The sequence below is a fragment of the Arthrobacter sp. TS-15 genome (assembly GCF_006964045.1).
GTDB lineage: Bacteria > Actinomycetota > Actinomycetes > Actinomycetales > Micrococcaceae > Arthrobacter.
This window is the reverse complement of the sequence record NZ_SDXQ01000067.1, coordinates 1-12,179: the sequence shown is the minus strand read 5'-3', so window position 1 is coordinate 12,179 and position 12,179 is coordinate 1. Positions and strand designations below refer to the sequence as shown.

Genomic DNA, 12,179 nt, shown 5'->3' with positions numbered 1-12,179 from the left:
TTCGACGTCTATTCCTCGGCCTGGTTCTCCGCCATCTACATCCTGCTGTTCATCTCCCTGATCGGCTGTGTGGTTCCGAGGGCCCGAGCCCATTACAAAGCCATGCGTTCGCACCCCCCGCGTACCCCGAAGCGACTCTCCCGGCTGCCGGAGTACGGAACCCTGGAGCTGCCGGCGGACGCCGGGATCCCCGCCGCGGCCGCCATCGCCGACGCGGCCGCTGCGCTGAAGAAGCGCGGCTACCGGGTCCAGGTCAGGGACCAGGACGGAGCTTTGCCGTCACTGGGTGCCGAGCGCGGCTTCCTGAAGGAAGCCGGGAACCTGGTGTTCCACACCTCGCTGATCGGCGTTCTGATCTGTTTGGCCATTGGCGGGCTGTTCGGGTTCCGCGGACAGAAGATCCTGATCGAAGGCGATACGTTCGTCAACACGCTCGTGGGCTACGACAACTTCGCGCCCGGAACCAACTTCCAGTCCTCGTGGTTGGAGCCGTTCACGATCACGTTGGACACGTTCGCGGTCCGCTTCGACAGGGAGTCCAGCAGGCAGTTCGGCCAGCCCATCGATTTCACCGCCCAGCTAAGAACCCGGGATGCGCCCGACGCGGCTCAGGAACCCCGAACGCTGAAGGTCAATGACCCTGTCTATTTCGGGGAGGTGGGCGTCTTTTTGGTCGGCAACGGCTACGCCCCGGTCATCACTGTGCGGGACGGCAACGGCGACACGGCATTCAGTGGCCCGGTCGTGTCCATCCCGAACGACGGGGTCTACACCTCAACGGTTGTCGTCAAGGTTCCTGATGCCCGTCCGGCGCAATTGGGTTTCGTGGGATTCTTCCTGCCCTCCGCCATCAAAAATGATGAAGGGGTCGCTTACAGCTTCGACCCGGACCCGCTGAACCCCCAACTGAACCTGAACTCCTACTACGGGGACCTGGGCCTGGACGACGGTGTGCCGCAGAATGTCTACAACCTGGACGTGAAGGATTTGACCCAGCTTAACGGGCGGGAACTGCCCGCCAAGGGCATCACCTTGACTCCGGGTGGCACGTACACGCTGCCCGAGGGCAAGGGAAGTATCAGCTTCGATGGCCTCAAACGCTACATCGGTGTGGACATCCGCAGCACCCCCGGACAGACCGGCGTGCTGGTCTTTTCGTTGATGGCCGTCGCGGGCCTGATGGCTTCGTTGTACGTGAACCGTCGGAGGGTCTGGGTTCGTGCCGGCGCCCACGAGGACGGGCGGACGATGGTCGAATACGGTCTTCTGGCACGGGGCGAAGACCATCGCCTGGCCGCCGAGGCGACGGCCATCCGCGCACTGCTGGCCGGGCAGTGGCAGCTCCAGGAGGGCCCCGGTGGCGTATAGGTTCCTGCTGTCCTGGCGTTGGGCCGGTTTCCTGATGGTCGCGGCACTGTTTGCCGCCGCGTGTATTGGACTGGGAAACTGGCAGATGGATCGCCGGAACCAGGCCGTGACCGAGATCCGCAGGGTCCAGGAGAACTACGACAAATCCCCTATGCCGTTCAAGGATGCCCGTCCTTATTTTGACGTCGCCGACCCTGAGGCGAAATGGACGACCGTATCCGTGACTGGCCGGTACCTTGGGCAGGACCAGAGAATCGTCAGGAACCGGCCGAACAATTCCGCCGCCGGATACGAGGTATTGGTCCCGTTCCGGGTGAGCTCCGGTGAGACGATCGCGATCAACAGGGGATGGCTGCCGATCGGCAATGACCGGCCCGGATACCCCGACACCGTGCCTGGCCCGCCGACCGGCGAGGTTACCGCGGTCGTCCGGATCAAACCGTCCGAACCTGATCTTGGCCGTGACGCACCCGAGGGCCAGCTGGCCAGCATTGACCTGTCCTATTACGGGAAGCAACTCGATTACCCGCTCATGAGGGGCAGCTACGGGGTGATGGCCTCGGAGTCCCCACAGCCGGCCGTGGCCCCCCAGCAGCTCGCCGCGCCGGCGGTCAAGGAAGGGTCGAACCTGTCCTACGCCCTGCAGTGGATCACGTTCGGGATCCTGGCCTTCGTCGGATTTGGATACATGGCACGGCAACAGGCCCGGATCGGTCGCGAGGAACGCGACATGCCGGACGACGTGGCGGACCCGGTTGAAGCCCTTCAGCAGCCCCGGGCGACATCCCGACCCAAGCGCTCCGGCTCCGAAGAAGAAGACGCGCTTCTGGACTCCATGGGACTCTAACCCCCCGGCCTGGGCAAGGATGACAGCGGCAACCAGGCCGTCACGCCGTCACCGTGAGGAGCGTGCCCGCCTGGTTGTCCGGGCCGATCCGTTGCCGCGGAAACACCGTCCCTTTGGGGAACCATCAGGATCCCTTGCTGGCCCTCGCGTACACCTCAGCACGGGGCAATCGACACAGCTCTGTGCCCGGCACGCCCGGGACCGGAACCATCCGGATGTGGGGTTCGTTGGTGCCATTAGCTGCTCATCTGAAGATACGCACCTATGTAGCTTGGCTTGGGCTGCGAGAAGCGAGACCGGGACAGGCACCAGCGCCCACGCCGCGCACGTAGTGTCACGAAATTGTAACGATGAGGCTTTGCGGCTACTATTAGTTCAGGTTTTTCTGTACTAAAACCCTTGATGCCGCACGCTCAGCCCCGCCGGTGGCATCAAACGACTATCCCTTTTACGGCGGGGGTGGAGGACCCAGAATCGGCAGCCAGCCTGCCTTGGGGTGAAGCCGCGATGTCGGTGGTCAGATGGCCACCGGGGTGCGGCCGGGTATTTCCTTGGCCCGAACCCGACAGCTAACTTCGCAGGCGAACCGAAAGGATCCCCCTTGTCTTCCTTATCCCCCCATGGCCGCCGCCGAAAACCAACCTCCGGTCCCTTGCTTCGCGCGGCCGCCCGGACGACTTCCCGGGTTACGCCGCAGCACCGGGGTGTGCCGGCTGCCGGGCCGCGCGTGAGCCGACGCAAACAGGTCACGGCTGCCGCCACGCTGAGCGTCGCCGCGATTCTGACCGCTTCTCTAACGGCCGCCCACGCCGGACCGGCCCCCGCCGGAGCCGGCCCCGTTGTGCAAGCCTCAGCGGCGAAAGCTTCCATTGCGCCGGTTCAGGCCTCTGCCGGGGCGTCCATCAGCTATGAACGGCCCGCTGTCACCACCGAGCAGGCGCCGTTGCCCGTGCCCGCCAAGACCCAGGGTGCCGCCGCGGGCACGGCATCTCCGACGGCTGTCTCCCCCGCACCGGCTGTTGCCCCCGCTGCTTCCTCTGCCCGGCTCGGCGCGCCGCTGGCCAGCATGTCCGTCACGTCGCCGTTCGGTATCCGCTCCAGCCCGATCAGCGGCTCCGGGGAACTGCATACCGGACTGGACCTCGTGGCAGCGTGCCAGACCGCGGTGTTCGCCGCAGGCAATGGAACGGTCGTGGAGGCGGGTTGGTCACCCTATGGGGGCGGAAACAGGATCGTGGTGGACCACGGCAACGGCTTGAAGAGTACGTATAACCATCTGGCGTCCATCGAAACCTCTGTCGGGGCGACCGTGGCCGCCGGCCAGCGGCTCGCCGCGGCCGGGACCACCGGAGCCTCCACCGGCTGCCACCTGCACTTCGAGGTGCTTTTGAACGGTCAGACAGTGAATCCGCAGGGCTGGATGTGACCCTGGAGGGCGGCACCACTCACCTCGAAGAGGCGCGGCTTGTCGATCGAAGGGCACGCGGCTAACCGATGATCGGTCGCTCTTCGGGAAAGTGGTACAGCTGGCTGCGCTGGCGCAGGGCCAGTGCCGCGGCCAGGGTGACAGTGCCGACACGGCCGGCGAACATCAGTGCCGAGAGCACGTACACCCCGGAGGGCGGCAGTTCGGCACTGAGGTTGGTGCTCAGTCCCACGGTGGCGAAGGCCGAGATGGTCTCGAACAGTACCCTGTCAAGGGAGGCCCCGCTGATCTGCAGGAGCAGGAAGGCGGCGACGGAGACGAGGGTTGCTCCGGCGACGATCACCGAGATGGCCACCCGCATGGTGCCTTGGGGGATGGTGCGGCCGTAGACCTTCACGTCGGCATCGCCGCGTGCTTCGGCCACGATGGCCAGGAACATGACGGCGATGGTGGTCACCTTGATGCCGCCGGCCGTGGACGCCGAGCCACCGCCTGCGAACATGAGCGCGTCGGTGAGGAGCATCGTGGTCGATTCCATCTGGTTCTGGTCCACCAGGTTGAACCCGCCCGAGCAGGTCATGACGGAGGCAAAGAGCGAATGGATGACCTTCTCCCCGCCCCTAAGTTGCCGATGGTCCGGACGTTGTCCCATTCCTTGACGGCCCACAGGACCGTGCCTGCGCCGAGCAGGATGAGGGAGACCTGGATGGTGAGCTTGGTGTGGAGGTTCCACTTCTTCCAGTTGAGCCCGTTTTGCTGGAGCACCATGACCACGGGGAAGCCGAGGCTGCCCAGGAAAACGCCCAGCATCAGCGGAACCAGGATCCAGAGGTCGGTTTCATAAGGGACGATTCCGTCGGAGTGCGGTGTGAACCCCGCGTTGTTGAAGGATGAGATGGAGTAGAAGACGCCGTGCCACACGGCCTGCCAGAACGGTTCGCCCAGGACCAGGAAGCGGGGGGTCAGGGCCAGGGCCAGTACCGCTTCGATGACCACGGAGGTCACGATGACGATCCGCAGCAGCGCACCAACTTCACCGAGCCTTCCGGCGTTGTTCATGGCTTCCTGGGCGATGAGCTTGCCGCGCACGCCCAGGCGCTTGCTGACCATGAGGGCCAGCAACGAGGCCAGGGTCAAGGTACCGAGTCCTCCAACGAAGATGCCCACCAGGATGACGAGTTGGCCGAAGAAAGACCAGTGCGTGGCCGTTGATACCACGGTCAGGCCGGTGACGCACACGCTGGAAACGGCCGTGAACATGGCCTGGTGTAAGGGTGTTCGCTCGCCGGACGCGGCGGACGCGGGCAGGGACAGCAACCCGGTAAAGAGCAGAATCACCACCACAAAGGCGCTGAAGGCGAGGCGGGCCGGGGAGGTGTTGGCGATGTTGTCGATGAGGTCGCGCAGCCCGGTCAGGATTCCCGCTCCCTCGTGGTCCGGCGCACCGGGCCCGCGGGTGGCGGGCTTGGGCCTTGACTGGTTCCGGGCCATGGGCATTCCCTTGATTGGCGGGGCGATGAAGGTTTGGGGACTCTGGGGCCGGACGTTAGAGGTTCCACTTCGTGCAGGGCGGCCAGCGGCAGCGGGACTCCGGCCGCGTGCCCGGGGTCTTCCTAGAACCCGGAGGTGCCAATGAACACGTGTAGGAAGGCGAAGAAGATGGTCGCGGCGGCGGCCACGTAGAGCAGGGCCGTGATGATCCAGCCGGACTCGGCCACGATGCGAGCGGCCCGGGCGGGTATCTTGATGATTCCGTGTGTGAGGTTCCGGGCCGTGACCCAGACGAAGAGGGGAATCATCGCCGCCCAGACGATCATGCAGAAGGGGCAGAGGATGTGGATCGAGTACAGGGCCTGGGACCACAGCCACACAACAAAGGCAAAACCAAGCGTGACGCCGGCTTGGAGCCCTGCCCAGTACCAGGGCGCGAAGGTGGCTCCGGAGAGCAGTGCCATGCCGGTGGTGATGATGACAGCGAACGCCACGATCCCGATGAACATGTTGGGGAAGCCGAACACTGAACTCTGCCAGGTCTGCATGACCTGGCCGCAGGAAATCCACGGATTGACGTCGCAGACGGTTTGGTATCCGGGGTCTTTGAGTACTTCGAGTTTCTCCAACACCAAGGCGCCGGATGCCAGCCAGCCGATGACCCCGGTGATGAGCAGGAGCCAGCCAAGAGGCTTCTCACGGGTCAAACGGGGAGACTGCGGTGCGATGGATCCGGCAGCTTTCACGGTCGCAGTGGGTGGTGGGGTGATGGTCATGGGGAGGGAGTCCTTTGGGTCGGATTCATGGTGGGCCTTGTGTTCAGGATCCGGTCGCGGCGGAGGTGATCAGTGCTTTCAGGGTTCCTTTTTGGGAGACTCCGAGGATCCGGGCACTGACGCGGCCTTCTGTGTCGAGCACGAGGGTGGTGGGTACCGCGCGGGGCGGGACGTACTCTGTCATTGCCAGCAGAACACCGCCGTCGCTGTCATCTATGCTGGGATACTGCACGTTGAAGGTCCGTTCGAAGGCTGCCGCAGTTGCGGCATCGTCGCGGACGTTGACCCCGAAGAACAGCACGCCCTTGTCCTTGAATTCGGTGTGGAGGGCGGCCAGGTCCGGCGCCTCGACCCGGCAGGGTGCGCAAGCTGCATACCAGAAGTTGAGGACCACGACCTTGCCGGCCCAGTCCTGGGCAGAAACCTTCTCGCCGTTGAAGAGCTGGCCTTCCAGGGAGACCCGGGACCCGCGTGATGCGGGTGGGTATTCGTTCACGGACCCGTCGCCGGCGATGTAGTTCTTGTCATCTCCGGCCTTGGCCTGCTCAGCCAGATCGTCCTGGCCTGCACAGCCGGCGAGGGCGATTATTGCCGCGCCCAGGCCCAGGACGGTGCGGCGGCGGGGTCGCCGGTGCGCTGGTGGTTGACTGCTCATGAGGTTGTCCTTGCTTTTCGTATCAGAGGTCCGGAGTGGACGTGCCTAGACGGGCATCAGGAACGTTCCGGCAAGGTTCTGCAGTTGGTAGATCCATTGCACCCACAAGCCGGACACCATCAGCACGCCCAGAATGATGAGCATGACGGCGCCGCCGATGTTCACGGCCCTGATGTGCCTGCGCACCACGGCCAGGACCTTTGATACCCAGTTCAGGCCCAGGGCCACGAAGACGAAGGGGACGCCCAGGCCAAGGCAGTAGACAAAGGCCAGCAGGGCCCCGCGCCAGGCGCTTCCTGCGGTGACGCTCAGGCTGAGGACGGCGCTGAGTGTCGGGCCCATGCAGGGGGTCCAGCCCAGGCCGAAGACGATTCCGAGCAGCGGTGCACCGGTGAGCCCGTTGCGGCCGGGGAGCTGGAATTTCCGGGTTTGTTGGAGCCAGGAAAACCGTCCGAGCAGCACCAGTCCCATGAGGATGACCACGATCCCCAGGCCCCTCATGAGGGGGTCCTGCCAACGGATCAGCCATGACCCGATGGCTCCGAAAGCCGCCCCGTACAGGGTGAACACGGCACCGAAGCCCAGAATGAACAGTGCAACGCCGGTAAGGACACGTCGTCTGTTGCGCGGTTGGGTCGGGTCCGTAAGCCCGGAGACGAAGCCCAGGTAGCCGGGAACCAACGGAAGAATGCAGGGCGAGAGGAAGGACACCAGGCCTGCCACGGCTGCCAGGGGCAGTGCCAGGACCAGGGCGCCGGAGGTCACCGTCGAGGCAAAGTACTCACCGATGTCCACCGCTCAGGGCCTTTCTTCCGAGGCCCGGGCAGGGGTGCGGATGGATCCGAGTACCAGCAGGCCGACTCCACCGGTGATGAAGACATCGGCAAGGTTGAAGGTCGGGAACCATCCGGTGTGCAGGTAGTCAACGACTCCTGCCCCGTCCATCCGGTCCACCAGGTTCCCGACGGCGCCGCCGAGCAGGAGGGCCGCTCCGGCCCGGGACATCCGGTTGAATCCGGGAGCCGCCCGGTACAGGTAAACGGCCAGCACCGTCACGATTGCTGCGGTCGCGGCGACGACAATCCACGGGGATAAGGTGGCGCCAAGGCTGAACGCGACACCGGTGTTGTACGCGAGCCGGAGATTAAATACCCCGTAGTCAAGGACTCGGCCATCAGCCATCGTGATCACGACGATGGACTTGACCAGCAAGTCGCCCAACGCCAAACCAGCGACAGCCAGCGCCATTGCGGCACGCACCGGGAGCAAGGTCTTGGTTTCCTGGCCCCTCACGCCTCCTGACCTGACTCGAGCATGGCTGCCAGCAACGACCCAAAAGCCGGCACTCCTGCCATTTTTCCAGCGGAAGGGTATACGCGGCAGCTCACTGCGGGAACTGGGACCACCGGAAACAGATCTTTTCCGGCGGCGATAAACGACGAAGAACCCTGAAAGCCCAGTTCCTGCGCATCGCGCTCAGAGGTGACGACACGGACACGTAGACGCTTCACCGGCAGCCCCGCAGCTTCCAGGGCGCTGCGAAACAGACTCAGCGCCGGGACAGTATTCGGACAGCCCTCAATGACCCGTAGTTCGTAATCGGTCATGGCCTAGCCGTTCCTCCCGAGCGAAGCCGGAGCCGGACGGACCGGATCGGTGTCGAGCGGGCCGTCAAACGGCAGGCCAGGCACTCCTCCGCCGGGAGCGCAGCAGGCAGGGTCCACAGCCAGAACGACGCCCAAAAGGTCAGTGATGGCATGGCCCAGCCTGGCATCGGCTAGCTCGTACCGCATCCGCCGCCCGTCCGGGACTGCCACTACCAATCCGCAGCCGCGAAGGCAGGTCAGATGATTGGACATGCTCTGCCGTGAAACCGACAGCGACTCAGCGAGGCCGGACGGGTAGCCCGGAGCTTCGGAAAGTGCCAGCAGAATCCTGGCCCTGGTGGGATCCGAGACCGCGTAGCCGAACCGTGCGAGCACCGGGGCGTGCGTGAGGGTTTCCATGATCCAAAATTACATTCATCGATGTATCCACGCAATTATGTACCTTCGCCGGTCAGGCCCAGAGGGCCGCGGTCAGGCCTGGACGAGCAGCCCCGTGGCAAACATAATGCCAAGGCCGAGGATGATACCGGCGCTGCCCAGCGGGGTGAGTACCTTGCCGGTGCGGTCCTTCATCATCGGCAGGATCTTGAGCGCGACCTGGGCGACGGCTCCCGCTCCAAGCCCCAGAAGGAACGCCGAGAGTGCGGGCTGGGTGACGGTGGCTCCGATGAGAGCACCGGCGATGGCGGGTGCTCCGGCGATCAAGCCGAGTACCGCGAGCCGGCCCAGGCGTGCGGGTTCCTTGGCCAGCGGTGTGACGATCGCGAGGCCTTCGGTGGTGTTATGGATGGCGAAACCGACAATCAGCGTCGCCCCGAGGGCCAGCGATCCCACCGCATACGCGGAGCCGATCGCCAACCCTTCGCCGAGGTTGTGCAGACCGATGCCGATGGCGATAAGCAGGGCCAACCGACGCGGCGGCAGGGCTGCGGGCTGTCCTGTGCTGCTCAGGTCTTGGTGCCGGCGCATCCATGCATCGGTGCCTTCGAGCACCAGGTACGCGACGAGGGCGCCAAGGAACACCACCAGGGGTCCGCCGAACGCACCGCTCCCGGTGACGAGTTCCATGCCTTCACGGGTGGCGTCGATGGCGAGGAAGGCCAGGAGCCCGACCGTGACACCGAGCAGGAGCCGGATCCAAGAGGCGGAGGAGCGGCGGATGAACGGCATCCACAACATGCCCAAAGCCACCGGGATCACGCCGACGTAGATTCCGAGCAGCGTCATCAGTCCGAAGAACGAGGTGCCGCGTTCAGGGCTGAGTGCCGCTGCGCCGACGGTAATGGGGATCTTGCCGCCGATGGAGGTCACGAGGGCGATCTCGTAGGGGTCCCCGTCCACCCAGTGGTAGCTGATGGTCAGCGTCGTTGTTTCGAGCGGGGCCATGGTTTCGCGGGTCTGGGTGAAGCCCGCGTAGTAGTCCGAGACATTCACCTGGGCGATGGTGACAGGGTCCGGGCCTTCGTTGCGGGCAGTGACCTGGATCTGGCCGGGCAGGAAGCGGACGTCTTCGACGGCGATCTCTTCCTTGGGCGGGATGCCTTCTGACAGCTTCGCCAACCCGGGTCCGTTCAGTAGGGCGAACACAGCCATCAGGACAACGATAAGGACCAGCGGCCCCAAGCCCAGCAACCAGCCGGGCGCCGACGGTCGCCTGCCGCCGGGCGGGGTGGGTGGAGTTGTTGTCGTGGCTTTTTCCTCGATGCTCATGCCGGGCTCACCTCGAAGAAGCCCATCCAGCCGAGTTCGGCGAACTCGGTCTTGTGGGCGTGGAACATGAATTTGCCGGGGTAAGGGAACCGGATTTCCACGATGCCCCGCTGGCCCTGCACCTGCGAAATGGTGTCCGTGAACTCGCTCGGCGTCAGCATGGTCCCGGTGGGGTAGTAGTGGAAGAAATTGCCATGCACGTGGAAGGAATTGATGGGGTCGTACTCGAGCACGTTGATCAGGTGGATCCGCACCAGCGCGTTCTGCTTCACCTGCACGGGGAAGTCCATGAAGTGGAACGGCAGGCCGTTGACGGAATAGAACTCGTTGTCGTCCCCGCCATCGGTGTTGTAGCCGTTCATCACCATGACCATCTCGTCATCGGCCGCCGGCCGCCCCTCTTTGGGTTCGATGATGAATCCGCCATAGAGGCCTTTGGCGATGTGGGGTGCCAGCGGTGACTGGTGGCAATGGTAGAGGTGGGTTCCGAAAGGTGTGGCGTCGAATTCGTAGGTAAAACTCTGCCCCGGCGCGATGGAGCCGGCGCCGATGCCGGGCGTGCCGTCCATTTCCGCACGGTGGACGCCGTGGAAGTGCATGGTGTGCGGGTGCGCTCCGGCATTGGTGAAGTGGATGCGCAGCAAGTCTCCTTCCCGCGCCCAGAGCGTGGGCCCGGGGATCCGTCCGTTGTAGCTCCACCCCGGGAAGGTCACTCCGGGCGCGATCTCGAAGTCCTTATCCACGGCCACGATGTCCCACTCCCGCAACGTCCGTCCGTCCGGAAGGGTGCTGGTCTTTCCCCTGTCGAAGTCCCGCAGGATAGCGGTGGGGTCGATCCCGGCCCGGCCGACCGGGACGGATCCGCCTGCGAAGCCGGCGTGGCCGGCATGGCTCATGGAAGTGGCGCCAGCCGCAGGAGGAGTAGTGGCCGCGGCCGGGCCGCCGGTGGATTCTCCACGGGCGGTGCTCTGAGCGGGAGTGCCGTGACCGGAGTGCGGTCCCGTGCCGCCGGTCTGGGCCTCAAGAGGTACCAGTGACGAGAAAGCCGGCACTGCGGCGAGGGCTGCGGCGCCGGAGATCATCGACCGCCGGCTAAGCAGCTTCTCCAGACTGAATTTCGGCACGCCGACTCCTATATTTCAACGCTGAAAACAATATTGTTAGCCAAGGCTAACATTCTTGGCCGCGTCAAAGTAGCATGAAGCAATGCTCGTATCCGACCTGTCCACCTCAGCCCAGGACTACCTAAAAGTGATCTGGACCGCCACGGAATGGTCCGCAACCCCCATTACCGTCAGCGCCATAGCCGAACGCCTGGGGGTTCGCCCCCCCACAGTGTCGGACGGGATTAAAAAGCTCGCCGCACAGAACCTGGTCACGCACGCCCCCTACGGCAGCATCGAACTAACCACCGAGGGCCGCAAACATGCTGTCGCCATGGTCCGCAGGCACCGTCTTCTGGAGACCTTCCTCGTGCAGGTTCTCGGGTATGGCTGGGACGAGGTCCATGAGGAGGCTGAAATCCTTGAACATGCCGTATCGGACAAGCTCATCGAGCGCATCGACCAACGCTTGGGCCATCCCGCCCGTGATCCCCACGGCGACCCGATCCCCGCTCCCGAGGGGCAGCAGTACAAGCCAGTCGGGACCCAGCTCTCAGCCGCTGCAGCAGGCAGCACAGTGACCGTGACTCGTATTTCCGATGCTGACCCTGAACTGTTGCGCTACTTCACGGAACTGGGTCTTACGCCGGATGCAGAGTTGTCCATTCAGGAGCATCGGCGGTTTGCGGATCTCACCACGATCCGTCTCCGCGGCCAGGAGCAGAACATCGACCTGGGGGCTTCGGCGTCGGAGGCGATCTGGGTCGTAGCCGTCTAGGCAACTTGGGCGGCAACGGACGAGCCGGCTTTGCTGAGAAGCTTCATCCCGGATTGTGTGCTGTTGCCCGTTCCGACGTCGAGCCTCCCGTCCCCGGACGGTCTCTAGCTCACGTCTCAATCGGGCGGGGGCCAGTTGCGGCTACAGACCAGCCCGACACTGGCACAGTTTCCCTTCCACGGCCCAACGGCGTCAGGCACCGTCAGCGGGAAGGACACTGATACCGCTGCCCCTTGAAACGACGATGCAGTCCAGGACTCCTGGTGCACCAGCTGCCAATGGTCCGACTCGGAAACGGCACAGTCTCCGACGCAGACCGGCCGCGAGGACTGAGCCGTACCAGACACATCGTTGAGGACGCGTCTTCAACGATGTCAACTGCAGGAATGATGGTAGAGGCGCCCCGAATACCGGATAA

12 protein-coding genes, 1 pseudogene and 1 riboswitch are annotated in these 12,179 nt (G+C 64.4%); of the genes and pseudogenes, 4 read left to right on the top strand and 9 right to left on the bottom strand.

From position 1 onward, the window contains the following. The 3 genes from resB to EU811_RS22355 form a co-directional block, all read left to right on the top strand. The coding region (gene resB, locus EU811_RS22365) for a cytochrome c biogenesis protein ResB (RefSeq protein WP_142940464.1) at positions 1 to 1,368 on the top strand (1,368 nt) is incomplete at its 5' end. Beyond that, entirely contained in the window at positions 1,358 to 2,215 is an 858-nt protein-coding gene (locus tag EU811_RS22360) for an SURF1 family cytochrome oxidase biogenesis protein (RefSeq protein ID WP_142940463.1), read from the top strand. The genes resB and EU811_RS22360, both read left to right, overlap by 11 nt. Before the next feature lie 426 nt (positions 2,216 to 2,641). Then, positions 2,642 to 2,813: riboswitch (cyclic di-AMP (ydaO/yuaA leader) on the top strand. 3 nt (positions 2,814 to 2,816) lie between these two features. Then, positions 2,817 to 3,641 carry a M23 family metallopeptidase gene (locus EU811_RS22355; RefSeq protein ID WP_142940462.1) on the top strand — a complete coding sequence of 275 codons (825 nt, stop codon included), beginning with the start codon at positions 2,817 to 2,819 and terminating at the stop codon, positions 3,639 to 3,641. Positions 3,642 to 3,702: 61 nt separating this feature from the next. Here EU811_RS22355 and EU811_RS22350 read toward each other — a convergent pair. The 9 genes and pseudogenes from EU811_RS22350 to EU811_RS22310 all read right to left on the bottom strand — a co-directional run bounded on the left by EU811_RS22350 (position 3,703) and on the right by EU811_RS22310 (position 11,004). Continuing rightward, positions 3,703 to 5,132 (bottom strand): annotated as a pseudogene (locus EU811_RS22350) (TrkH family potassium uptake protein). A gap of 122 nt (positions 5,133 to 5,254) precedes the next feature. Beyond that, positions 5,255 to 5,908: a vitamin K epoxide reductase family protein gene (locus tag EU811_RS22345; protein WP_142940461.1), complete on the bottom strand. Its 654-nt coding sequence runs from the start codon at positions 5,906 to 5,908 to the stop codon at positions 5,255 to 5,257. Positions 5,909 to 5,951: 43 nt separating this feature from the next. Beyond that, the gene (locus EU811_RS22340; RefSeq protein WP_142940460.1) at positions 5,952 to 6,563 is read right to left on the bottom strand and encodes a TlpA family protein disulfide reductase; all 612 of its coding nucleotides are present in this window, start codon (positions 6,561 to 6,563) and stop codon (positions 5,952 to 5,954) included. 45 nt (positions 6,564 to 6,608) lie between these two features. Further along, positions 6,609 to 7,358 (bottom strand): cytochrome c biogenesis CcdA family protein, encoded by a 750-nt coding sequence (locus tag EU811_RS22335; RefSeq protein WP_142940459.1) that lies wholly within the window; start codon positions 7,356 to 7,358, stop codon positions 6,609 to 6,611. Between the two features lie 3 nt (positions 7,359 to 7,361). Next, complete coding sequence (gene lspA / locus EU811_RS22330; protein ID WP_274595851.1) at positions 7,362 to 7,856, bottom strand: signal peptidase II; 495 nt, start codon at positions 7,854 to 7,856, stop codon at positions 7,362 to 7,364. Further along, a complete protein-coding gene (locus EU811_RS22325; RefSeq protein ID WP_142940458.1) occupies positions 7,853 to 8,170 on the bottom strand; it encodes a hypothetical protein in 318 nt (105 codons plus the stop codon). Before EU811_RS22325 ends, lspA begins: the two co-directional genes overlap by 4 nt. Positions 8,171 to 8,173: 3 nt before the next feature. Beyond that, positions 8,174 to 8,569: an ArsR/SmtB family transcription factor gene (locus EU811_RS22320; protein WP_238703526.1), complete on the bottom strand. Its 396-nt coding sequence runs from the start codon at positions 8,567 to 8,569 to the stop codon at positions 8,174 to 8,176. Between the two features lie 72 nt (positions 8,570 to 8,641). Then, positions 8,642 to 9,880 carry a ZIP family metal transporter gene (locus tag EU811_RS22315; protein WP_142940457.1) on the bottom strand — a complete coding sequence of 413 codons (1,239 nt, stop codon included), beginning with the start codon at positions 9,878 to 9,880 and terminating at the stop codon, positions 8,642 to 8,644. Further along, the gene (locus EU811_RS22310; RefSeq protein WP_238703525.1) at positions 9,877 to 11,004 is read right to left on the bottom strand and encodes a multicopper oxidase domain-containing protein; all 1,128 of its coding nucleotides are present in this window, start codon (positions 11,002 to 11,004) and stop codon (positions 9,877 to 9,879) included. Before EU811_RS22310 ends, EU811_RS22315 begins: the two co-directional genes overlap by 4 nt. 82 nt (positions 11,005 to 11,086) lie before the next feature. Between EU811_RS22310 and EU811_RS22305 the strand changes: the two genes are divergently transcribed. After that, positions 11,087 to 11,761: a metal-dependent transcriptional regulator gene (locus EU811_RS22305; RefSeq protein ID WP_142940456.1), complete on the top strand. Its 675-nt coding sequence runs from the start codon at positions 11,087 to 11,089 to the stop codon at positions 11,759 to 11,761. The last annotated feature ends 418 nt before the right edge of the window (positions 11,762 to 12,179 follow it).